Source organism: Lentilactobacillus diolivorans DSM 14421, from assembly GCF_001434255.1.
In the GTDB taxonomy this organism is placed as follows: Bacteria; Bacillota; Bacilli; order Lactobacillales; family Lactobacillaceae; genus Lentilactobacillus; species Lentilactobacillus diolivorans.
Map to the genome: position 1 here is coordinate 36217 of NZ_AZEY01000105.1, position 22827 is coordinate 59043.

Genomic DNA, 22827 nt, shown 5'->3' on the forward strand with positions numbered 1-22827 from the left:
ACCAAAGTGAAAATAGATTGCAACAGCCGACTTCAAGTGTGTTTTCTTGCTACTTTGCTAAAATGGTTAGCTCAAATGTTTTAGCATCTTTCAGCCAATTTTACTCCTTTGATAATTTGCAATTGGGATGTCGAGTCCGTCAGTTAATAATTTTTCAGCAATCAATTCATAGGTAAATGTACCTAAGATCCGCTTGTTTTCCGCATCTGTATTTTGGGGATTCAAGTTGACCAGCGCCTGAGAATGAGTTTGGAGCTTGCCATCCTTGGTCAATTTGACCAAGGTGCGAATGCTGTTAGGATCGTTTTCGTAAATTTTGACGGCTACTAAGGGATCTTGATAAATAGAAGTGCCGGTGAGTGACTCGGATCCGAATAAACAAATTTGTTGGAACAATTGACTGGGCATATCGTAATAGCGCTGGCTGTCAAAAAATAACCATTCGCTGACATACCGATAAATTTTGGGCGCGTCTTGTAAATAACCAATTAGTTGAGCCCGTTGGTTGGCTGCGGCGTCTGTTAGGGTAGGAAGTGTCATCTTTGGCGGCTCTTTGTTGATTTGTGGTCCTTTTACTGGTGGGGTTGATTGATTAGCGATGGTTTTGTGCGGTGCTTGTCGAATCCGTTTGGTCTTTTTTAAGTCCCACCAACTCCAAAGAACGACTACGATACCGATTATTAAATATCTTAGAAAAAGATTATTACCAATTATTGTCGCCGTCACCATTACTATCATAATCATCCCCATCGTCATCATCTAAAGAATCATCAAGCGTATCGTTGAAATCATCGCTATCCCCATCATTGTGGTCATCATCGTCATTAAACTGATCATCATTATCAAAATCGTCATTATCAAAGTCGCTATTATAAGTATCGGTGTCATCAGGATCATCGTGGTCAAATTGACCGTCATCGGTATCGTAATCGCTTCTAAAGTCATTTTCATCGTTGGGTTGATCGTCAGAATCAAAACCATGATCGTTATCAAATGGATCAGCGTGAGTGAGTGACTCATGGTCGTTATCGTCAAAGCGGGTTTCCAGATCGTGCTTTGTAAAGTCGTCCACGTCATTGAAAAGAAAATCGGTGATTGCGTTATCGTGGTCAAAACCGCCGGATGCCCAAACCCCAAACAAGTATCCGCCGACGATATCAACTAGTGGATTGCCGTCATCGACCGTATTATCTTGTGGAGAATAATTGCTTGGTAATTGTGAAGGGTCAATGCTTTGTGGCGCGTCGGAGTGTTTTCTGGTCTCCTTGGTCAAATCCAAGCGTTCGTTCTTTTCGTCACTAACAAGAGTCGGATGATAAGGAGTTGTTTGTAAAAGCTGGTTACTTTCGGCTCCTTCAGTATGTCGCAGCGGGGTAATTTTTCCAGATGAATTGATGACTGCCAGAATTTGTGGATCCAGTTTAAAAGTGGCACTGTCAGTGGATTGGATATGAGTGGATCCATAGGTCAGATGGTGAGTAAATGGCAGTCTTAATAGCTGTTGTTTGGTGAGTTTAATCATAATGAGGACTTTCTTTCTTGGGCAGAGCGCCAATAATGTCTAAATTAATTTTAATATTTCTAGTTTATTATTAATTATAAGTCATTTATATCCGAAATGATTTTTTTCAGGAAGATATCTGTATTCCCGTTTACGAGAAGGCGGTCGTCAGGTGATAAGTAATCATTGGGTAACCACCATTTCTCAAGCAGTTTTGATGAAAATGGCTGTGGCTTTTTGGCGTTATGTTTTAAAGTTTGCTCAAAAGAAATATTGAGGTAATAAATGAATGCATGGTGACCGAATTGCTGACTAATTTGTTCTAGCATTTGTCCGTAGACGTCTTTTCGCAAAATACCCTCCAAAATGATGATTGGATAATGATTTTGACCCCAAGTGACTAAGCTTTCGATCAGACTAATGGCGGGAGTACCAGGATGATCATTCGCATGTAACAGATTTCTACGCAGGACATCTTGTTGAAGCAGGAGACAGTTTTGGTAGCCGAAATGGGCTTGCAGTTTCTTCGCTAATACAGTTTTGCCGCTAGCAGAATTACCGCGGATTAGGATTAAAATTGGTACCATTAATTATCGTCCCCCTAAAATTATGGAATCGAATTTTTACCTTAGGGTTGATTATTGGTTCCTTTTGTTTTGGTATTTCGTTAATGAAACGGCCAACACTGCAATGCCGCAAGTCATGAGGATTGTGCATAGCGTTCGTGCAAAATTGGTCATTTTATTATAAAACAAAAATAATCTGCCACCGCCAATCACAAAAAATGAAAAGCCAAGACATGTTAACTGAGATGATGACCATGTTCGCAATGCTTTTTTCTCCTTGTGTTTTTGGATGTTTTAGCTTCGAGAATAGGTGCTTGCTAATTTGGTTACCAATCCAGCTTTCCCAGTAACCAATGGGTCAGTATGAGTGTTGGAATTGCAATAACGATCAGAATCAAGAAAAGCAACGGTAAGCCGCCCAGGGAAAAGTAATTGACGGAGCTAAGTTGTTCAATAAAATTTTGAAAGATTAAAAATAATAATTTCCAGAATAGTTGAAACAAGGCTAGAAAGACAATCCACCATGTAATCTGGTGCTTAATTCGGCTGAGTCGACGTTCTTTATAATTGTCATTCATATCAATTAGTTAATCTCCTTAAATGTTTTGAAGACATTCTAACAAGTTTTTATGAAGTTTGTTTGAAAATCTGGAATAAGCATTTATTCAAATTGGTTGATTACACCAAAAAAGCTGAGATAAATTTTTTCTCAGCTTTTTTGATACATATCATGATAGTCAAAGCTTTTTATTTTTATTAGCTTCGCTTACTGCCCGTGGTCCAACAAAAATAATTCCCAGTAAGGCTGCAATCCCAACAATTAAGGCGATCCACCAGCGAATACTGAACATTGGCGGTGTCGAGTCAAAGACAACCAGGAAGCTCAGTGCGACACCAATAATTCCAAGCCAAAAAACGTAGGTCTTATAAAAATTTTTGTTGAATTTCATCATGATCGACCCCCCTTTTGCAAGGCCTGATCCACAGTTCCAACTTAATTATACAGTTATTTATCAATAAGCTGGTGGTTTAACATTTTTAATTTTACAGTGGATTCAGATTTGAGAGACCCAAGAACAATTCAATGAGTTAGCCGATTTTATCAGCGATTATTTCAAATCAGCCGGGTTTACCGCTTTGCCTTGCATGACTGAAAGCACGAAGGCTCCAATGATAATTACAAGAGAAACAGCGAACGCAATGTGCATCCCGAAGATAAACGTCTCTGGTTGGCTTGGCAGATAAGTCGTGATATGAAAGCCGGCTTTAAGGCTCATGCCAACGAAAAGGGTACTGGTTGATAACGCGGTTCCGGAAATCATGCCGATGTTTCGGGCCAGTGCATTCAGGCTGCCAGCGCTCCCAAGCTGATCTTTTGGAACGACAGACATCACGATATCACTGTTTGGTGACTGGAAGAGCCCAGTCCCGATTGCCATAATCACCGTGATCACAACGTAGACCCAGATTGGACTTGTCAAGCTTAGGAAATAGTAGAGCGCCTGGGCGAATGCGACAATTGCCAGACCAATCGTGGCAACTTTGGCTTGAGAGTAATGATCAGCAAACCAACCACCAAGTGGACCGGCAAAGACCATAATGACCGGAAAAATAATGAGTAGTGCGCCGGCTTGCCCAGCACTTAGTCCCCGCGCATCTTCCAGGTAAAATGGGATGATGACCACGGTAAAGAAGTTGGACAGAAAAATCAGGACAGCCGCTCCCAAACCATACGTAAACGGTTTGATTTTGAACAAGGATAGCGGCATTAGTGGGTTCTTTGCCCGCTTTTCCGTGTGAATAAAGCCCCAGAATGTGATAATTGCAATCGCGAATAGAATCAGTGGTAATGGGGCTGTGTAACCAATCTCCTGCCCCAGGAAGACGCCAAGAAACAGGCCGAAAATTAATAACGAAAAGTTAAGAAATCCGAACCAGTCGATTCCCTTTCCAGTTGTTTGATAGTTTTTGGGCATCACAACGGCGCCCAGAATGATTGCAAAAATGCCAAACGGTAAGTTGACCCAGAAAATATATCCCCAAGATAATTGCGATAGGATCAGGCCGCCTAATCCGGGCCCGGCGATGGCTCCCAATGCGACAAACGTTCCGACAAACCCCATTGCCCGGCCACGTTCTTTTACGCCAAAAGTCGAGGTTGTGATACCGTACGTATTCGACAGGGTCATTGCCGCGCCAATTCCTTGAACGGCTCGGCCAACGAGTAACCATGGAAAATTAATTTGTAAACCGGAAATAAACGAACCGGCGATGAACACAACGGTTCCAATCCGAAAGACTTTGATTTTGCCATATAAATCGCCCAGTTTACCAAAAAACAGCAGTAAGGCGCTTAAGATAATCAAATATGCGGAAACCACCCATTCGATTTCATTCATTGGCACGTGTAGTTGCTTGGACATAATCGGCATGGCAATATTAACAATACTAGCATCCAAATTTGACATAAACGCGAACGTCCCAATTGAAACTAAAATCCACCAACCATTTTTTTGCGTGGTCGTTTGGGTAGTCGGTGTTTTCTTCATCATTTTGTTTTACCCCCTCAGATACGATAAAGATTTTATGCGATTAATTCAGCTTCATTATACGCAGGTTGGGAGAAAACTAATGAATTTTGCTTGGATAAACATGCTCAACGGCTAAGCTTCGAGTGATATAATGAGCAATAAACTTGTGAGCAGAACAGGTATCGGAGGTTGTGCAATGACTAGCATTTTATTATCTTCAAGAGCATTTGTTACTGATCTTATTACGCACACCTTTTTTGAGTTAATGGCGGATGGAAACAAAAATCGGCCGGTTGTAATTATTGTTAATTCAGTTAAGGAAGGAAAACAGCATCCTAAAATGATCGCACTAAAAAACACCTTAATCCAAAAAGATGTTTTGCGGCCAATCTTGTTTGATGTTTATCATGATGATGTTGCAGTGTTAAAGCAGGCAGCAGCTATCATTTTAAATGGGGGTTATGAATTCTTTTTGTTGCATAGTTTGAAAGAATCCGGGATGGGGCAGGTGCTCAGAACACTTATTTTAAAAGGAGTGCCGACATATGGCATTAGTGCCGGTGCGATTGTTTTGGGGCCTGATCTTGGATTATATCAAGCCATTTATCCTGAAGACAATCTATTTCACGATAAAGATATTAGTGGCCTTCACGTGACAGACATTAGAATTTATCCGCACTATGATCAACATTTTGTTCAGGATCCAACGCTAGCCGAAAAAATTTCAAAATGGGAAACGGCAACTCATAATCATGTGATTCGAATCGCTAATGATGAGGGCGTAGTCATTAGTGACAATGCTGCTCGGCGGTTCAAATGACGAAGCTTGTTGTGCAAAATTTAATCCTTGGATGATGGCGATTTAACCGTCGATTTCGTTGCTTTTGATGTCTGTTTTCCTCGGCGAATGATGATGGGAATTAGAAATAAGATGCCAACCAAGATAACCAGAATATTAATCACAGAGTTTTTGAAGATGTTAAAGCCCCAGGTTGAAACATCTCCATAAGACTGTGTTTGAGAAGCGCTATATTCCCACGGGTTGGATGTGACGTGATCAGGTGTCCATGAGTGGCCTTTATGATTGTTCTGAATATCTTGATGATGAAGTTTCATTGCTTTATCTTTGTATGTTTCAAAAGCGACGGATTTGCTGCTGTATAGACGAGGCAGATAATGTCTGATAATCGGGAGAAGAATCAACAAATTAAATAAGAAGTAAAGATCGACAAGGCTATAATTCATTTGGAATTGAAGTGCGCTGGCACCACTTTTATCCACGAGATATGGAAAGGTGATTGAACCATAAAACAGCAGGACTAAGAAGAATGCCAACAAACCACTCAGCACGAAATAGCAATATTTGATAACCGTTTTGATTATTCTCATCATGATCACCGTCCAATTTGTTTAATAAGTTACTATGAGAATAGCACGAAAGTCGGTCGACTGATAGATTGAATTGCGATTTGATGGCATGCGACAGAGCAATTGAGAAAGGACCCGCTATTTGAAGTATCATTGAGGCTTCAAATAGCGGGTCCTTTGCTGGTTAAATTTTTATTGTTGATCTAATTAGATTGGCCCAGATTTTAGTCAGTGCGCCATCTTTCAAAATATGCGGTGTTTTTGCCAAGATAGTCAATTGCTTCGTTGGCTAATTGGGTTGCCCGCGTTTTAGCTTCTTCTGCATCCAAGCCATCATAGTCACGGACAAACCCTTCGCCGATGTTGAAAAATTTATTCTGACGGCCAAAACCATTGTCTTTAAATAAATCATCAAGCTTTGTAATGTCGTCTTTAGCAGCATCATAAACGATTTGAGAAAGATTCTTTTTGGGATCCAAGAGGGTCGCCGCATATGTAACGATAAATTCGTCCATATCGATGATAATATCGTGCTTTCTATTTTTTCTTGCCATTATATTTTCACCTCACTATTCAGTTTAATGCTTTTGGTTGGGATTGGCTAATTTTATTCGGAATTTGGGGTAGTTAGAGATATTTTGGATTTTTCGTCGTGCCGAGCTGAAATGTGCGTTCAAGCCGAGGGGCTGCTCTCGGTTATATAGCTAAACAATCTCAATGTTCCAAAATCAGGTATATTGAGGGAATGGACTATTAACCGAGCCGAAATGTGCGCCAAGCAGCAGCTCCCGGCCATATAACCAAACAATCTCAATGTGCCCAAAACCAGGCATATTGGTGGAATGGATTATTAACCGAGCTGAAATGTGCTCCAAAAGGCTGATCCCGGCCATATAACTAAACAATCTCAATGTGCCCAAAACCAGGCACATTGAGATTGTTTAGTTATATGGCCGGGATCAGCCTTTTTCCGCACTCTTACTTGTTCATCTTAAACTCCAAATACAAATCATTATACTGCTGAACCTTCTGGGCACTCAGGTTGCGATACACCTGCAGTTTATCAATGACCTTTTGCGGCGGATAAAACTGCTTATCTTCCCGGACCTTTTTCGGCAGTAGCTTAAATGCTGCTGTATTTGGGGTCGAGTAACCGATATAACGAGCGTTTTGTGCCGCGTTTTCCGGCTTGCTCATGAAGTTCAGGAACGCATAAATTGCCTTGTAATGCTTGGCCGTCTTGGGGATAACCAGGTTATCAAACCACATATTGCTGCCCTCGGTTGGCACCACATAGTGCAAGTGCGCGTTCTGCGACATCATTTCCGTCGCCTCACCGGACCAGTCAACGGCTACCGGTGCTTCACCTTCCGCCATATACATTTTAATTTCATCGGCGACAACCGCTTTGACATTTGGTGACAGCCGATTAAGTTTATCCTTGGCAGCAATCATTTCCCGAGAATTGGTTGTGTTTACTGAATGACCCATGGAAATGAGCGAGAAGCCCATAATATCCCTAGCTGAGTCAATCAGCATAATGTCATTTCGATATTTTTTACTCCAGAGCTGATTCCAATGTTCTAAAGAACCCGTTTTAACATCCTGGTCGTTATAGATAATACCTAGTGTACCCCAGAAATAGGGAATTGAGTATTTGTTACCAGGATCAAAACTTTTATTCATAAATGAAGCCCCATAGTTATTGAGACCGGTCAATTTTGACTTATCCAACGGAACAAGCAGGTGATCAGCCTTCATCTTTTGAACCATGTAATCGCTGGGGACGGTTAAATCATAGTTAGTGCCGCCCTGCTGTACCTTGGTGTACATTGCTTCATTACTATCGAAGGTATCCACATTGACGTGATAACCGGTTTCTTTTTGAAATTTGGTCAGAAGGTTGGGATCAATATAGTCACCCCAATTATATAAATTGAGAACTTTATTGCCCGAATCACCGGTTGATTTGGTGAGTTGATTACTCCCATAGGCGAGACCGGCACAAATGGCAAGGATCGCGATAAACACCATCGCAAACTTTTTCATTTTCCGGTCACCTCCAATTTATCCTGTTTCTTTAGTTTACTAGCGTTGTGATTTTCAATGAAATAGTACACGACAACAAGAATTAACGAGAAGATAAACATAATTCCGGCTAAGGCATTAATTTCCAAACTAATCCCTTGGCGGGCTCGTGAGTAAATTTCAACGGACAAGGTGCTAAATCCGTTCCCAGTTACAAAGAAGGTAACGGCAAAATCATCCAGAGAATAGGTAATCGCCATGAAAAAGCCGGCAATAATTCCTGGTTGAATAACCGGTAGAACAATTCTGCTTAGGGTTTGGCCGGTCGTAGCACCAAGATCGTTGGCCGCGTTAATGAGTGATGGACTCATTTCATCCAGTCTCGGCAAGACCATTAACAGGACAATCGGAATTTCAAAGGCAATGTGGCTTAGCAGCACTGACCAGAACCCTAATGGGACCTTCAGTGCAGTAAAGAAAATCAAAAAGCTGGCACCGATGATAACGTCTGGTGAAACCAACAGGATGTTATTAAGCGATAACAGGGTTTCACGTTGATGCCGCCGCTTAGTGTTGTTGACCGCCAATGCGCCCATTGTTCCAATGATGGTCGAGAAAGTCGATGACAGCAGGGCGATTAGAATGGTGTCCAGAAAGATTGCCAACATTCGTTTATCAGCAAATAATTCGCCATAGTGGGTCAACGTAAACCCATTAAAATTAGTCATGGTGGTACCCTTGCTGAATGAATACAGAATCAGGTAAACAATTGGAATATAGAGCAGTAAGAAAACAATAATAATATACAATCTTCCTAATTTTGATGAACGATTGGCCATTATGATCGCCTCCTGTTCCGTTTAGTGGTTGTCAGCAACATAACAATCACCATTGAAATAATCAGAACCACACCAATCGTCGACCCCATTCCCCAATTCATGGTTGTTAGGAAATGTTCTTCAACGGCAGTTCCCAATGTAATGACTTTATTACCACCAATTAATCTGGAAAGCATGAAAAGGGATAGGGAAGGGATGAAGACAATTTGGATACCGGACTTAATCCCCGGCATCGTTAGTGGAATGATAATCTTGGTTAAGGTTTGCCAATTTGTCGCCCCTAAATCCCGGCTGGCTTTAATATATGACTCGCTGATATCGGTCATCGAGTTATATATCGGCAGGATCATAAATGGAATTTGAATATAAGCAGCGACCAGAATGAAGCTGGCGTCCGTAAACAACATGTGCTGAACCGGCAGGCCAAAAAACTGGAAAATGTTATTAACCAGACCATCGTGACTCAAGAGACCAATAAAGGCGTACGCTTTTAACAGCAGGTTAATCCACGTTGGCAGGATAACCAGTAGAATCCAGAGGTCGCGATGCTTTAGCTTACTGATGACCAACGCCATTGGGTAACTGATTAGAATGGAAAATAGCGTAATTAAAAAAGCGTACAGAACTGAATTAGCCGTCATGGTTAAATAAGTACCTGATGAAAAGAATTCTTGATAGTTTGAGAAGGTAAACTGATGATGAATATTAAAGAATGAATAATAGACAATTAAGGCAACCGGTGAGATCACAAAGAGGACCAACCAGAGCATGTAAGGCGTGTAAAACATGGTTTTGAAACTTCGTCTCATGATAAGCCCCCTAATCTTCATAGGTTTCCAAGCGTTGATTGAACTTGGTTTCCGTTTCGTTGTAACGCATGATATGCATGTCAGTTGGACCAAAAGTTAGCCCAATCACAGCGTCATCCTTGGTGGCATTCGTTGAGTGGATTAACCATTCGTCGCCTTGATTGTCGGTTGCCATGATTTCATAATAGTCGCCACGAAACAGTTGGGTATCAACTTTAACTTGGAGTTTGCCCTTTTCCGGCGTTGTAATGACCAAGTCTTCAGGTCGAATCACCACTTCAACTGGTTCATTTGGGCGCATCCCGGCGTCGGCACATTCAAATTGGTGACCTAAAAATGCGACCTGGTAATCGGCAACCATTTTTCCCGGAATAATGTTACTCTCGCCGATAAAGTTGGCAACAAAATGATTGATCGGTTCGTCATAAATATCAACTGGTGATCCTTTTTGGAGAATCTCACCCTTGTTCATGACAAAGATATGATCACTCATTGCCAAAGCTTCCTCTTGATCGTGAGTGACGAATAGGAATGTGATGCCCAAACGTTGTTGTAAATCACGCAATTCATACTGCATATCTTTACGGAGTTTGGCATCAAGAGCTGATAAGGGTTCATCCAGTAAGAGCACCTTGGGCCGATTGATAATGGCCCGAGCAATGGCAATTCGTTGTTGCTGGCCACCGGAAAGCTCAGAAATTTCCCGATGCGCATATTGTTCAAGTTGAACTAATTTGAGTGCATCGTGAACTCTGGTTTCAATTTCATCTTTACTGACTTTGTGGACGACCAAGCCAAAAGCAACGTTGTCATACACGTTCATATTTGGAAATAGCGCGTAGTCCTGAAAAACGGTGTTAAGGGGTCGCTGATTGGCGGGGATGTCGTTAATTTTCTTACCATCAAATAGGACTTGACCACTTGTAACTTCGGTGAAGCCGGCAATTGATTGAAGAATCGTGGTCTTACCACATCCGGAAGGTCCCAGAAGCGTATAGAATTCTCCTGCATTTAGTGTAAAGTTGATGTTTTTAAGGGCGGTAAAGTCGTCGTACTTTTTGTAGACGTTTTTTAATTCAATGATCGTTTTGCTCAACGCACCAATCCTCCTAGTTGGGTAAAAATAATGGAACAATATATTATAACGAGATGAACGGGTTGTGTACAAGATTTAGTTTTACCAATATAGTAGAAAACCATTGAGCCGTTTCTAAAAATGAGGATCGTGGGTCTAGTGTCGGCTGGCACGGTGGTTGCCGCCACCTTTGATCTTGTGAACCCGTCGTTTGAAGCTCGGCTTAGCGTTGTCGGCGACAAACTTGAAGCCGGCCATTTTGCCGTTAAAGGGTTGACCTGACAGGCGGATTTGCAACCAGCGGGTCATAACGTTGATCATGGATTCAATTGATTCAACTCGTGACGCAACGTTTTCATTCTTGGCCGCTTGCATAATATCAGTTTTTAATCGGTTCACCAAGTTTTGATGATAATCAACTAATTCCTGAGTTAATGGGGCATCTTTATATTTATTAAATAATTTTTCGATTTGACGCACAGCATCTTTTGAATCTTGAGGCGTATAATATCTATCAGAATTTGCCATAAGCTCACTTCTTTCTTTTGGTGTTAGGCAATTACTTACATTCTACGTTACAATAATGGAGATTAACAGGATGATGGAGGGTAAAAACAGATCATGAAAACAATTTTGGCAATACATACTGGTGGGACAATTTCAATGTCTCAAAATGACAAGGGTGAAATCGTGCCTAACGATGAAAATCCGATTGCGGAACAACAGTCAATTTTAAAGGGACAGGTCAAATTAATTACCGATGAAATGTTTAATTTACCTTCACCGCACGTAACGCCCGAGGTGATGTTAAAGATTAAGCAGCGGATTATCAAGGCGATTGCTGATGGGATTGACGGTGTGGTCATTACTCATGGGACTGATACACTTGAAGAGACCGCTTATTTTCTTGACTTAACGTTGCCAAATACAATTCCGGTCGTTGTGACCGGGGCAATGCGGTCATCAAATGAAATTGGGTCTGATGGCCTGTACAATTTTAGAAATGCGATTTTAGTTGCTGCTACCGATGAATCATATGGCAAAGGTGTTTTGGTGGTGATGAACGATGAAATTCATACGGCACGGTTTGTAACCAAGACGCATACAACAAACGTAGCGACGTTTAGAACACCAACGTTTGGGCCAATTGGGATTGTGACTCAAGACAAGGCTAAATACTTCCAGGAATTGATTCAAACCGAAGTTGCCGACATTGATCATGTGGTTAGTGGTGTCTATTTGATTAAAGCGTATGCCGGAATGGATGGCACCCTGTTTGACGCAATTAACCAATCGGATACCAAGGGATTGGTTATCGAAGGACTGGGAGCGGGAAATTTGCCGCCGCAAACATTGCCGGCAATCCAGAAGTTGTTGGATAGGCAGATCCCAATTGTGCTGGTTTCAAGATGTTATAACGGTGTGGCCCAGGATATCTATGACTATCAGGGCGGCGGCATTCAATTGAAGAAAATGGGCTTAATCCTGTGCCAAGGGTTGAATGGCCAAAAAGCAAGAATTAAGTTGCTGGTGGGATTAAGCGATGAGAAGAGTGGGAAGAGTTTGGCCCATTTTGTGAGGAATGCCGTGTCATAAAAACAGAGTATGAAATCAAGCGTTTAGCTCCCAGAATATAAGCGTCCCTTATCCAATATTCCGGGCTTGAATATTGGATAAGGGACGCTTATATGGCCGGGAGCTGCTTGATTTCACACGTTTCGGCTAGGTAGCCAGTCCCAAATCTCCGAGTAGAAAATATTAGGTTGAAGTACTTATATGGCCGGGGGTCTGCTTGGCTTCACACGTTTCGGCTAGGTAGCCAGCCCAGGACCAGATGTTCTCGGTTTTGAAATATCTGGTCTAAGTGTTTATATGCCTGGCAGCTTGCTTAGTTTCACCCATTTCGCAACCATTCCAAGCATAATTTCACTAAATAATTAACCAATGAAGTACTATTAACAATGTAAGCATTTTTATTTATAATGATAGATTTAGAAAGAAGGTGCACCCTTGGAAACACTGTATGATCAGCTTAGAACTGCCCAAATTGATGAATCGTTAATTAATGCATTCCAAAACGACAGTGACATTGTCTATACTGGGATCATTCAATTTTTAAGTTCAACTGATTTTATCATGTTAACTTATAACGATTATGGTCTTCAAGACGGGGAAGTTTATTTGAAAATTAGTTCGGTTAAGTCGGTGGAAACGGATAGTTATGATTTGGCAAATATAAAGGAGCGGATTTCTTTTGATGAAGTGCATCACCTGTCAGCTAATCCATCTTTTGATTTGCCGATTAAAATGAGCGACACGTTGTTTGACAGGGTGGTTCAAACCCTTCATGAAGATACAAAAGTGGCCTTGGTCATTACCATCGAAAACGGCAAGCTAACCTATAACGAAGGTTTGATCCAGGAACTTCAACCGGATCACTTAACATTTTTGAATTTAAATAAATTTGATTTTTCAAAGCGACCAGTTTTTGATATTCCCTATACCGATATCCGTGGTATTGAATTTGGTGGCACTGAATTGAAATTATTGGAAGACGCGCTTTCACTGATTGATCCGAAAAATCACGTTGAAGACGTAACGGTTACTGATCCGGATCAATTTGTGGTGGAAGCTGAAAAATTGCGTAAGAGTGGTCAATGGCTCATCATTGATACGAATGACAAGCGGCGATATTTTTATGTTGGTCAAATTATCGCCAGCAATTCGCGTGAATTAGTGATGATGGTTGTTGATATGAATGGTCAGTTTGGTGGCTATGTTTGGATTCGGTATGATGATATTAAGCGGTTCATTACGGATGCGGATTATTTAAAGATTATTGATCAATTCGTTAAGGTAAATAAAGCGGCTAAGAACTTTGCGTTACCGGTATTAAATGCAGACCGAGCATTTGACAACGCTGATGATATCTTGGTTCATGTCTTAACGCAGGCAATTCAGTATCATCGCTTGATTAGATTCGAAATGACCAACCAGGATAATTTTGTTGGTTATCCAACAAATTTTGATTTTGCGAGTGGTCTGGTAACGGTGGAGTTGCTGGATGTGGATGAGCAGGACGAAGAATTGACAAGAAAAATCGGTGTGGAATCTATCAGAGAAATGGCTTTTGATTACTTTAGGGCTTATTTGGTGGAGAATAATGTATAAAGAGTGGGAAACCAAGCGGTTAGCTCCCAGAATATAAGCCTCTCAACCTAATATTCTGGGTCTGAATATTAGGTTGAGAGGCTTATATGGCCGGGAGCTGCTTGGCTTCACACGTTTCGGCTAGGTAGCCAGCCTATTTCTGGGTCTGAATATTAGGTTGGGAGGCTTATATGGCCGGGAGCTGCTTGGTTTCACACGTTTCAGCTAGGTAGCCAGTCCAAGATCTCCAGTTTCAGAATATCTGGTTGAAGTACTTATATGGCCGGGGTTTGCTTGGCTTCACACGTTTCGGCTAGGTAGCCAGTCTATTTCTGGTTTTGAATATTTGATTGGTGGGCTTATATGGCCGGGAACTGCTGGGCTTTCAAGCGCTTTCAGTCTAATCAGCTATTATTTAATGTGTCGGTTTTTGGGATAACCACTTAAGAAGGGAGACATAGAAGACCATGCCAAAGAAAACCAATTCTCGTTTACCAAAGTGGTTAAGGGACACCTTACAAACAGCCACCTTAATTGTTGTTTTGATGGTTTTATATAACTTGATAGGGCCACTTGTGTACAAAAACGGCTCGTATTTTCCATGGTGGACGGTTCCTTATTCGATTGTCAGTGTTTATTTAATAATCGGTGCTTGGAACTTTATGGTGGCAAAATTGAAGGCAACCAACCAGAAATTGGTTGATGAAGAGAATCGCCAAAAGCAAAAGCAGGTCGAACTGCGTCAACAAAATGCCGCTAAGCAACAGGGTGAGGCTGAAAAACGTCGCCAACGTAATCAGCAGCATCAGACTAAATCGAGGTAATAAAAAATGACAGCTGAAGACTTTTCATTTTGTCCATATTGTGGTGCTAAATTAAAAACGGGTGACCTTGTGTGTCCACATTGTCATCGGCGATTACCGGTGGCACAAACCGAGCCCAAGCAACCATCGATTAACCGAATGGCGAATAACCCATTTCGAGAGGGGATGGCGCGGTATCACGAAGAAACCAAAAGTTTAGCTAAGACACACCATCAGTCATTTTGGCGAAAGTTGTTTTTTAGATCGAAATAATTGACACTGTCAAAATTGATTCGCAAGTAAAATTTGAAACCAGGGATTGTTTCACGACTTAAAAGTGTCATAATCAAGGTATCAACTTCACTTGGGGATGAGGGTATTGCTTAAGAAAAGGTCATGGCAATGGCTGATTGGTTTAATGACGTTGCTGACAATTTGTGGGCTGAGTACAATTGTTCATGCACAAATAAATTCGCGGCCAATGATTCAGGATCAGCGGCATTTATTATCGGCAACGCAACGGCAGCGGATTATTGAGACTAATCGACGGTGGCAGCGGGACAGAAATCACCCGGCAATTTGGGTTTATACCTTGAAAAGGTTACCTGATGCAGTAACGAATGATCCGGCCTTTGGAACGCGTAATGAGGACGCAGTTATGTCATTTCGAGGATTTACAGAAAACGTTTTGCAAAGAAATGCCCATAACGAGGTACCAGTTCATGTAAATGAGGATCGGCAAACGGCAATCGCACAGCAAGCCGGTCGCGATGGACAACACGTTTCGTTTATTATCGTTTATCCGGCTAAGTCACAATTACACACCATCTTTGTGCCTTCAGATGACGTAGATACAGCAACCTCAGATCTACAAACATGGCTTCTGAATTTCCGACTACCAAGTAAACAAGGAAATGGATCAAGCGTGATGGCATATTTTGACCGCTACCAGCCATTTATCACGAAGCATGTTGCCACAACCTCAAAAATTAAGCCCGGTCCGGGTTGGGGCAAAGTCACTTTCTGGTTATTCTTGGCAATCTTGGTTCCTTGGTTAGTGATTCGTAAGTTGATCCATCCTGGTTCGCATATTGATTGGTCGACTGCTGGAAATGATAATTTTGGTGAAGGTTATTTCTGGGGCTGGTTTGACAGTAATCACTTCGGTGGTGGCAACGGTGGCTGGGGACCGTGGTGGTAGCAACAATCCATTATGACGGTTAAGCAATCTCAAATTTAATCAATTTATTAACAATAAAGACCCTGTAAAGTTGGTTTTCATTTAACCAACTTTACAGGGCCTTTATTTTATCGGATGCTGAAAGAATCTTAATGCCATTAGTATATTCTGGCTTTCATTCAGCTTGTTATTTTTCATTGTTAACGGATGAACGATTCGATCGTTTTCTTCTCTTCAGCTGTCGGGGAGGACTCCATTGATTTGATATCGTGGAGGCGTTCAACGGAAATATGCAAATTAAATGCTAATGCTGTGTCTGGCATATCGTGCTTCTTTTGATAATTAATGATTTCTTCAGCTAGGGTACTAAATTCTTCTGCCATCTTAATTCCTCCGTTTGATAAATCGTATTGCTATAGTTCCATTATAGCAATAAAAGTGGAATCGGACACAATTTAACGATGTCTAAGGCCATACTCGATTAAAGCAACTAGGATCGCGGTGACAACAAGACCAATCCAGAAGTTATTTGTCTGGATGTAAAAATAATAGAGTAGCCCGATTGCGATGATTGCTTGGAGCGCATATCGCTCAATCCGATTGGGAATTGATAAAAATGCCAACCCAATTGCCAGAATAATACTGCCAATTAAGACCACCTGCGCACTTTGTAAGCTTTCAAATTGATTCACAAATCCCCAAATATCAACTGCGATACCGACAACTAGTGCGAAAATTCCGAATGCAAATGCAAATACGTTTGCTCTCATAGTTAGATGCCTTCTTCCAATTCTTTTCTTTCTTAGAATCAAGTATAAAACAAAAAAGGAAGAAGTGGGTGAACAACTAATAAAATCAGTGGGCCGCCAGTTAGTATCTGATGAAGTAGAGCATAGCCTGAACGGCCGCAAATAGGACAATTAACAGTGCCCAATCCAAGGTTGTGATTTTGATGATCTTATAGTGGGTGCGGTCTTGATCTTCAACGAAACCATGAGAAGTCATGGCCTCTGCCAAGTTTTGCGACCACTGAATCGAAGATAAAATAGCTTTGAAATACAATTCCGGCGACCAGAAATGAAGTGCTTCGCCGCGCATTAACGCTGAAGTCTTGATAATCTTGATCTCTTCTGTAATTTTTGGCATCAAATTAAACGCTGCCAGAACACCATAGGCGAATTTTGAAGGCAGCCGAAAATCCTGTTCCAAGGTGAGTGCCAAGTCAGTAATACTGCTGGTGAGGGTGAAAGTTGCCCCCAAGAAGACATAGGCGTAGATCCGAGTAAACAGAATCCATGCGAAATGAATCCCGGCATCCCCATACAGCCACTGTGAAACAAAGAGCCCCAATGCGGGAAACAGCGGCCAAAAGACCAAGGCAAACAGCGCTTTGAAACTAATTCGATGAAGTAAAATGTAAATCAGACTGACAGCGATTAAGATGACGTTGACGATCAAACTCTGAGTAAATGAAATTTCTAACGCGATTAACATGACTAGCAACAGTTTTAATCCAGGATTCATTTCACAACCTCCTGGTAAGTCAAATTTTGGTTTTTAAAGTTGGCGTGGTAATCGATTAATGCTTCAAGGCCGGATAATTGATGAGAGATGGCAATTTGAGTCTGGCCAAACTTATTTTTGGCATCGTTCAGAAAGCCAACGATGACTTGAAGTGACTGGTAATCAAGTCCCTTAAACGGCTCATCAAGTAACAAAACTGGTGGGTTCATAATCAACATTTCCACGATTTGCAATTTCTTCTTCTGACCCTCACTTAAGGAATAAACAACCTGGTTATCGCGCCCAGTTAGGTCGAGTGCCTGTAACATTCCCTGAACATCTTCAGCCGAGTAAGCCTCGGTGAATTTGTTTGCCAAGGATAGATCCAACTCTTCTTTAACGGTAATGTTGAGAAATTGATTTTCAGCATCCTGAAACAGTAATGTCACGTTTTTGGCGTAGTTAAGCGGTCGAATTTTTTGAATGTTCTTGCCGTCATACGAAATGGTCCCTTGATAGGCCAGTAGTTTCGTTAAAGCATTGAACAATGTTGATTTGCCAATGCCGTTAGCCCCGGTAATTAAGGTCATTTTACCTTTGTAAAAATTAAAATTATCCAGTTTTAGAAGGATTGAATGATGTGGATTTAATTTGAAATCCCGAATATTCAAGATAGCTGGGTCAGATGTACTTGGCAGCGGAACCCGTTTGTTGATCGTCTGGGTGGACTTGAAATGTTCAAAGAACTTCTGGGCAGATGGGGCATCCAGTAAACTAATTTGATGACTTTTTGGATCAAGATAATAGAACTCATCGATAAGTGACTGATAATCTGCCAAGTCGTGGTCAGCGATGATAATAGTCTTACCGTGTTCAGTTTGTAATACCTTGAGTTTATGCAGCAGGTCTAATCGTGAATCCGGATCAATGCTGGCAAAAGGTTCATCGAGAACAATCACTGGTGGGTCCATTGCGACGATGCAGGCTAAAGCAACCCGCTGTTTTTCACCACCCGATAACGTATTAATCACGCGTGATCTGAGGTTACCAATCCCACAGAAAGTTAAGGCATGGGTAATAATATTGTCCATTTTGGCCGGTTCAATCCGTAAATTTTCCAAGACGAAGGTCATTTCATGAATGACAGTGTCCATTGCAAATTGTTGATTAGGATTTTGAAACATCATCGCCACCGTTTTACTGACTTGATCACGGGGAACTTGCTTAATGTCGGTATCACCAAATTTGATGGTTCCCGTTGCATCAAGGCCGATAAACCGAGGATATAGGCCAGCAATGAAATAAAGCAGCGTGGACTTGCCACTTCCGGAGGGCCCTGACAATAATGAAAAATGGTTACTGTGGAATGTTAAATTAATGTCGTTTAATACCTTAACGTCGCTCTTAGGGTAATGAAAGGTGAAGTGGGTAATCGAAACGTCCGTCATTTTAAAAACCTCTTGTTTTACAGATTATATGCGTTACTCCGGTTCAATAATTTCACGATTGCCTTGGTTAATAAACCACCAAAGACAAAGGTTGAAATGTAACGAATGACAAATAGCCCGATGATCATTGGCAGTGCAAAGTGACCATAACCATTTTTATAGATATCCCAAGCAAAGGTGATTACAACGGTCGTGAAGATTGAAGCATTAAGGCCAATCCAGTCATAATGCTTGTAGCCGGTCAACGCAAAACCAAGTTCGGAACCAAATCCTTGAACCAGGCCGGAAATAAAGGCCCCGGCACCCCATTGACCACCTAAGAAGACTTCAACGGCAGCTCCTAAAAACTCGCCCAGAAAAGCAGAACCGTAAGTCCGAATCACAAATCCAGCCAATGGTCCAGCCATTGTCCAAAGCCCCATTAGTAAGTCATTGGCAGCCGGTGCCATACCGATTGGTGTTAATGCAACGGTGAGGGCGGTGTAGAGGAACCCGGCACCCCAGAAAATAATCCCACAAAAAATAGCAATTAAAGCAATTAAAATAATATTGCGTAAATTCCACGCACTTTGGCGCTGATGTTGCTGATGATTCTCAACCTTGTTGTCCATAACAAGACCTCCCAATATTTTTTTCATACGAGGAGTGCTGCCTTGAAAAACCAAGCAAACGCAAAAAGAGGCTGGAACAATAATCGTTTTAAACGGTCTCTGTTAGTGTCAACTCGATTATTACCAAGCAAAAACGCGGGACAAAAGGCAGCTTCCGGCCGTGTAGTCGAATTATCCAAATATTCAGGTTCAGAATATTCGGATAATTCGGTTACACTGGAAGCTAAGCGCCTTTTGTCCCGCTCTGCTCAAAGTCATCTACTAATGCACTTTATCCATTCGGATACAACGGAATATGCTCCCTTCGCTGGTATTATCCAGATCAGGTTCGATGGGTTTTTCTCAGCCGAAAGGCACCCCAGATAGTTGTATGATCACGAATAGTATACTAGAAATAAGCAGGCGTGACAAGGTATCCTAATTTGGATGCCTCCGGAAACCGGCAATCGGCCGCTTAAGTAGTTTAACGATTTAAATTTGTCTAGTCGGAATGGCTTTGCAATTAAGCTGAAAAAGATTGCAAGATCCCTTGACGTGGTATTGGTCGATAAGTGTATGATTTTAGTAGAGCATTATTAGGAATTGGAGGAATTTGGTTTGGTAAAAGTAATTGCAAGTGATATGGATGGGACTTTTTTAAATAATGAGGGTACTTTTGACGAGAAATTGTTTCAAGAACAATTGAAAAAGATGGCGGCTAATGGGATGCACTTTATTTCAGCAAGCGGCAATCAGTATCAACACTTGTTGGCACTGTTTGATAATGTCACTGGCCCAGTTTCGTATGTCTGCAATAATGGGGCTCTGGTCGTTGATGAAAATGGCGTCATTATCTCAGAAACAATTATCGATCATCCTGTTTTGCAAAGTGCCTTGGATTACTTGGTGAAAGATCCGAGCTTCTTTGGCGCCAAAATTATTTTAGTTGGTCGAGATGGGACTTATTGTAATTTATCCAAAAATAATAAACGGTTTAAAAAATCAGAACATTTCTATCCAGATCTTCAATCAATCTCGGATTTAACGATGGTTTTTGACCCAATTTATAAAATTGAAGCAACTTGGGAAGAAGGCAGCCCACTTGAGCGCCAGACCAAATTTAACCACAAGTTCAGCCGACGATTGACTGCCGCAGCTTCTGGTAATGGCGGCCTCGATATTGTGGTCAGTGGGACAACCAAATCAACTGGGGTCGATGAATTGTTACAGTCTTGGCAGTTAACCTTCGATGATGTTGTGGCGTTTGGCGATAACAATAATGATTTTGAATTATTAAATGAAGCTAAATTAGGGTATGCCATGAAGAATTCGGCACCGGATTTGTTAGCCAAAGTTGCCGCGGTTACCGCCCATGACAATAATGAGCAGGGCGTTCAAAAACAGATTGATCAACTATTAGGTTAATCAGCTTTGATTGGAAAAAATCAAGCTAGAAATTGGTTGACTTTGGGATGGCTTTTGAGCAAATCAGGTAATGAAACGGCCAAAATCTGATTTGAGTCATGATACCGGAAATAGTAGCTTTGAGTTGTTGAGTCAAGGATTGACAAATAATGGGTGTAGTTGAAATTGGGATGGTGATCCATTGCTGGCTGATAGGGGATTGCCACCTCGGCCAAAACGTTAAATAATCGAGTCCGGGCATCAACCTGGGTCCGGCTTTGTTGCAAGCCAAGTTTATTGACAGCGGCAACCAGAAACCGGGTCGTTGGCGTGTTGGTGGCACTTGGTAAGTGTTGGCGGCGAATCAAATTTTCGGACTTGACTTGGAGTTCGCTTAGAGATGAGTTAACGTGCAGTTTCTTTGCTAAACGTCTCATGTGATCAGGATAGGTTGGCGAGTTGGTTAAAACGCCAATCGAATCATCAATGACTTCAAGTCCATTAACGGTTGGTTCAATGACTAAGGTTTGGCCTGATTTATCAGTTAGGATCCAATGAAATGAGAAGATTTCGTTACCTGCCAACCAATTTTTGCCAATGATGGCAATGGTTGTTAGATCGTTTTTTACGTCGGCAATTGACGCGTGTTCACCTAATGCCCACGGTAAAAAGTCTTGCGGGGTTAGATTGAGTTTATTGTTGACCGGCTCGTCGTGATAGTGGGCTTTGAGTGGGAACATGAGCTCGGCACAAGTTAAGCCTTTGGTGTTGACCCCATCGGCAACCAAAATATGATTATCGCCCTCAATCCGACCGCCACCAACATAGGGGTACCTGACTGGCCTGGTTCCTGATAAAGCGGTTTCATAATTGGTCTGATTAATTAAAACTGGTTTCCAGGCCGCCCGTACCGGAAAATCCATGGTTCGTGCCAGCAAAGTATGGTCGTTTAAAGTTGTTAAAGTTAAACTGGTACACACAAGAATCACCTCATTTAATTGTTTGACATTATCGCACTTACCTATAATTTAGTGTAAACTGAAGGCAATAACAAGTAAAAGGGGAAATAGTATGAAATCCGCGTGGAACCTAGTTGGAATGGGCCTTTGGCTGATTCTATTTATCTATTTTATCTGGATGATTTACAACATGCGTGGTCGTCGGCTGCGTTTGATTGTTACCCAGAAGAAAGGCTTTACCTGGCAAAATTTTGGCATCTCAATGGCCGAATTGATTGTGTTCTTGTTGGTGTTTTGGGGGATGTCGTACACAACATTCTTCCAGGATGTTCGCAAGTTAAATAAAAATAACGTGCGGACGTCATACACTTACAAGCCGCTGATTGTTCAATATCAAGCGGATCAATCTGATTATGTGACGGTTAAGAATGGCAATGGCCGGAAGCCGATTCAGCGGTATACATATTACGTTGAGGGTCGCAAATATGAGGATGATAGTTTGAATGCGACGGTCGTTTCTGGTGAGAGTAACCTAAACGTGCAGGCGCAGGCCTATAAGTGGAACAAGGAGTGGTTGAACCATCTGGACCAGCGATATCAACATGCGTGGGTTGGTACTGTGACCACAACCTATAAGAAAAACTTCTTTAATGGAATTGGTCTGCACGCAGGGAGACAAGCAGACCGTTTCAGTTTGATTAGAATCCCGGATCGATCGTTTATGAAGGTGTTGAAGTAGAGAGTGCAAAACCGAGCGCTTAGCTTCCAGAATATAAGGCACTTAACCCCAGATTCCTGTTTTGAATCTGGGGTTAAGTGCCTTATATGGCCGGAAGCTGCTCGGCTTTTGCACGTTTTAACTAAAGTAACAAGGCCATTCGCAGTTAAAACCCAGCCAAGCTGGAAACCTCATATGGCCGGAAGCTGCGGTTTCTTTGCACGTTTTGGCTAAGTAACAAAGGCCATTCGCAGTTAAGAAATAAGCAAAACAGTGCCTTATATGGCCGGAAGCTGCTTGGCTTTTGCACGTTTTAACTAAAGTAACAAGGCCATTCGCAGTTAAAACCCAGCCA

General features: G+C 41.7%; 27 protein-coding genes and 1 riboswitch. Of the genes, 8 read left to right on the top strand and 19 right to left on the bottom strand.

All coding sequences use genetic code 11. From position 1 onward, the window contains the following. Positions 1-90 precede the first annotated feature (90 nt). The 6 genes from FC85_RS13360 to FC85_RS13390 all read right to left on the bottom strand — a co-directional run bounded on the left by FC85_RS13360 (position 91) and on the right by FC85_RS13390 (position 4616). A complete protein-coding gene (locus FC85_RS13360; protein WP_157051297.1) occupies positions 91-738 on the bottom strand; it encodes a hypothetical protein in 648 nt (215 codons plus the stop codon). Then, complete coding sequence (locus tag FC85_RS13365; RefSeq protein ID WP_057866019.1) at positions 704-1522, bottom strand: hypothetical protein; 819 nt, start codon at positions 1520-1522, stop codon at positions 704-706. Before FC85_RS13365 ends, FC85_RS13360 begins: the two co-directional genes overlap by 35 nt. A gap of 74 nt (positions 1523-1596) precedes the next feature. Then, the gene (locus tag FC85_RS13370) at positions 1597-2088 is read right to left on the bottom strand and encodes a zeta toxin family protein (protein ID WP_057866020.1); all 492 of its coding nucleotides are present in this window, start codon (positions 2086-2088) and stop codon (positions 1597-1599) included. Positions 2089-2393: 305 nt separating this feature from the next. Then, on the bottom strand, positions 2394-2645 hold the full coding sequence (locus tag FC85_RS13380; protein WP_057866022.1) for a hypothetical protein: 252 nt from the start codon (positions 2643-2645) through the stop codon (positions 2394-2396). A 159-nt stretch (positions 2646-2804) separates the two neighbouring features. Then, positions 2805-3020, bottom strand: coding sequence for a hypothetical protein (locus FC85_RS13385; protein ID WP_057866023.1), 216 nt, complete (start codon positions 3018-3020; stop codon positions 2805-2807). 156 nt (positions 3021-3176) lie between these two features. Next, positions 3177-4616: an MFS transporter gene (locus tag FC85_RS13390; protein ID WP_057866112.1), complete on the bottom strand. Its 1440-nt coding sequence runs from the start codon at positions 4614-4616 to the stop codon at positions 3177-3179. A gap of 178 nt (positions 4617-4794) precedes the next feature. Between FC85_RS13390 and FC85_RS13395 the strand changes: the two genes are divergently transcribed. Beyond that, on the top strand, positions 4795-5418 hold the full coding sequence (locus tag FC85_RS13395) for a Type 1 glutamine amidotransferase-like domain-containing protein (RefSeq protein ID WP_057866024.1): 624 nt from the start codon (positions 4795-4797) through the stop codon (positions 5416-5418). A 20-nt stretch (positions 5419-5438) separates the two neighbouring features. Here the strand turns inward: FC85_RS13395 and FC85_RS13400 are convergent, their stop codons facing one another. The 7 genes from FC85_RS13400 to FC85_RS13430 form a co-directional block, all read right to left on the bottom strand. Next, positions 5439-5990: a hypothetical protein gene (locus FC85_RS13400; protein WP_147008502.1), complete on the bottom strand. Its 552-nt coding sequence runs from the start codon at positions 5988-5990 to the stop codon at positions 5439-5441. Between the two features lie 200 nt (positions 5991-6190). Next, a complete protein-coding gene (locus FC85_RS13405) occupies positions 6191-6520 on the bottom strand; it encodes a hypothetical protein (protein ID WP_057866026.1) in 330 nt (109 codons plus the stop codon). 424 nt (positions 6521-6944) lie between these two features. Then, positions 6945-8015, bottom strand: coding sequence for an ABC transporter substrate-binding protein (locus FC85_RS13410; protein WP_057866027.1), 1071 nt, complete (start codon positions 8013-8015; stop codon positions 6945-6947). Next, positions 8012-8833 (bottom strand): ABC transporter permease, encoded by an 822-nt coding sequence (locus FC85_RS13415; protein WP_057866028.1) that lies wholly within the window; start codon positions 8831-8833, stop codon positions 8012-8014. The genes FC85_RS13410 and FC85_RS13415 overlap by 4 nt, the downstream gene beginning before the upstream one ends. Further along, positions 8833-9642: an ABC transporter permease gene (locus FC85_RS13420; protein WP_057866029.1), complete on the bottom strand. Its 810-nt coding sequence runs from the start codon at positions 9640-9642 to the stop codon at positions 8833-8835. Before FC85_RS13420 ends, FC85_RS13415 begins: the two co-directional genes overlap by 1 nt. Before the next feature lie 10 nt (positions 9643-9652). Further along, positions 9653-10738 (bottom strand): ABC transporter ATP-binding protein, encoded by a 1086-nt coding sequence (locus tag FC85_RS13425; protein WP_057866030.1) that lies wholly within the window; start codon positions 10736-10738, stop codon positions 9653-9655. 135 nt (positions 10739-10873) lie between these two features. After that, on the bottom strand, positions 10874-11245 hold the full coding sequence (locus FC85_RS13430; protein ID WP_057866031.1) for a hypothetical protein: 372 nt from the start codon (positions 11243-11245) through the stop codon (positions 10874-10876). A 93-nt stretch (positions 11246-11338) separates the two neighbouring features. Between FC85_RS13430 and FC85_RS13435 the strand changes: the two genes are divergently transcribed. The 5 genes from FC85_RS13435 to FC85_RS13455 all read left to right on the top strand — a co-directional run bounded on the left by FC85_RS13435 (position 11339) and on the right by FC85_RS13455 (position 15871). Next, on the top strand, positions 11339-12313 hold the full coding sequence (locus tag FC85_RS13435; RefSeq protein ID WP_057866032.1) for an asparaginase: 975 nt from the start codon (positions 11339-11341) through the stop codon (positions 12311-12313). A 414-nt stretch (positions 12314-12727) separates the two neighbouring features. Next, entirely contained in the window at positions 12728-13888 is a 1161-nt protein-coding gene (locus FC85_RS13440) for a hypothetical protein (RefSeq protein ID WP_057866033.1), read from the top strand. 446 nt (positions 13889-14334) lie between these two features. Next, positions 14335-14691: a hypothetical protein gene (locus FC85_RS13445; protein WP_057866034.1), complete on the top strand. Its 357-nt coding sequence runs from the start codon at positions 14335-14337 to the stop codon at positions 14689-14691. 6 nt (positions 14692-14697) lie between these two features. After that, entirely contained in the window at positions 14698-14943 is a 246-nt protein-coding gene (locus FC85_RS13450) for a zinc ribbon domain-containing protein (RefSeq protein ID WP_057866035.1), read from the top strand. Between the two features lie 106 nt (positions 14944-15049). Beyond that, on the top strand, positions 15050-15871 hold the full coding sequence (locus FC85_RS13455; RefSeq protein WP_057866036.1) for a hypothetical protein: 822 nt from the start codon (positions 15050-15052) through the stop codon (positions 15869-15871). Positions 15872-16050: 179 nt separating this feature from the next. Here FC85_RS13455 and FC85_RS13460 read toward each other — a convergent pair whose 3' ends face one another. The 5 genes from FC85_RS13460 to FC85_RS13480 all read right to left on the bottom strand — a co-directional run bounded on the left by FC85_RS13460 (position 16051) and on the right by FC85_RS13480 (position 19412). Beyond that, positions 16051-16233, bottom strand: coding sequence for an LBP_cg2779 family protein (locus FC85_RS13460; RefSeq protein WP_057866037.1), 183 nt, complete (start codon positions 16231-16233; stop codon positions 16051-16053). Between the two features lie 72 nt (positions 16234-16305). Beyond that, entirely contained in the window at positions 16306-16620 is a 315-nt protein-coding gene (locus FC85_RS13465) for a hypothetical protein (RefSeq protein ID WP_057866038.1), read from the bottom strand. A gap of 100 nt (positions 16621-16720) precedes the next feature. Further along, on the bottom strand, positions 16721-17374 hold the full coding sequence (locus FC85_RS13470) for an energy-coupling factor transporter transmembrane component T family protein (protein ID WP_057866039.1): 654 nt from the start codon (positions 17372-17374) through the stop codon (positions 16721-16723). Continuing rightward, a complete protein-coding gene (locus FC85_RS13475) occupies positions 17371-18801 on the bottom strand; it encodes an ABC transporter ATP-binding protein (RefSeq protein ID WP_057866040.1) in 1431 nt (476 codons plus the stop codon). The genes FC85_RS13470 and FC85_RS13475 overlap by 4 nt, the downstream gene beginning before the upstream one ends. Before the next feature lie 17 nt (positions 18802-18818). Next, on the bottom strand, positions 18819-19412 hold the full coding sequence (locus FC85_RS13480; protein WP_057866041.1) for an ECF transporter S component: 594 nt from the start codon (positions 19410-19412) through the stop codon (positions 18819-18821). 281 nt (positions 19413-19693) lie between these two features. After that, positions 19694-19783: riboswitch (TPP riboswitch) on the bottom strand. A gap of 226 nt (positions 19784-20009) precedes the next feature. Between FC85_RS13480 and FC85_RS13490 the strand changes: the two genes are divergently transcribed. After that, the gene (locus tag FC85_RS13490; protein ID WP_057866043.1) at positions 20010-20816 is read left to right on the top strand and encodes a Cof-type HAD-IIB family hydrolase; all 807 of its coding nucleotides are present in this window, start codon (positions 20010-20012) and stop codon (positions 20814-20816) included. 20 nt (positions 20817-20836) lie between these two features. Here the strand turns inward: FC85_RS13490 and FC85_RS13495 are convergent, their stop codons facing one another. After that, on the bottom strand, positions 20837-21775 hold the full coding sequence (locus FC85_RS13495) for a linear amide C-N hydrolase (RefSeq protein ID WP_057866044.1): 939 nt from the start codon (positions 21773-21775) through the stop codon (positions 20837-20839). A 91-nt stretch (positions 21776-21866) separates the two neighbouring features. Here FC85_RS13495 and FC85_RS13500 point away from each other — a divergent pair, with 91 nt between their 5' ends. After that, entirely contained in the window at positions 21867-22493 is a 627-nt protein-coding gene (locus tag FC85_RS13500; RefSeq protein ID WP_057866045.1) for an LVIS_2131 family protein, read from the top strand. Positions 22494-22827 lie beyond the last annotated feature (334 nt).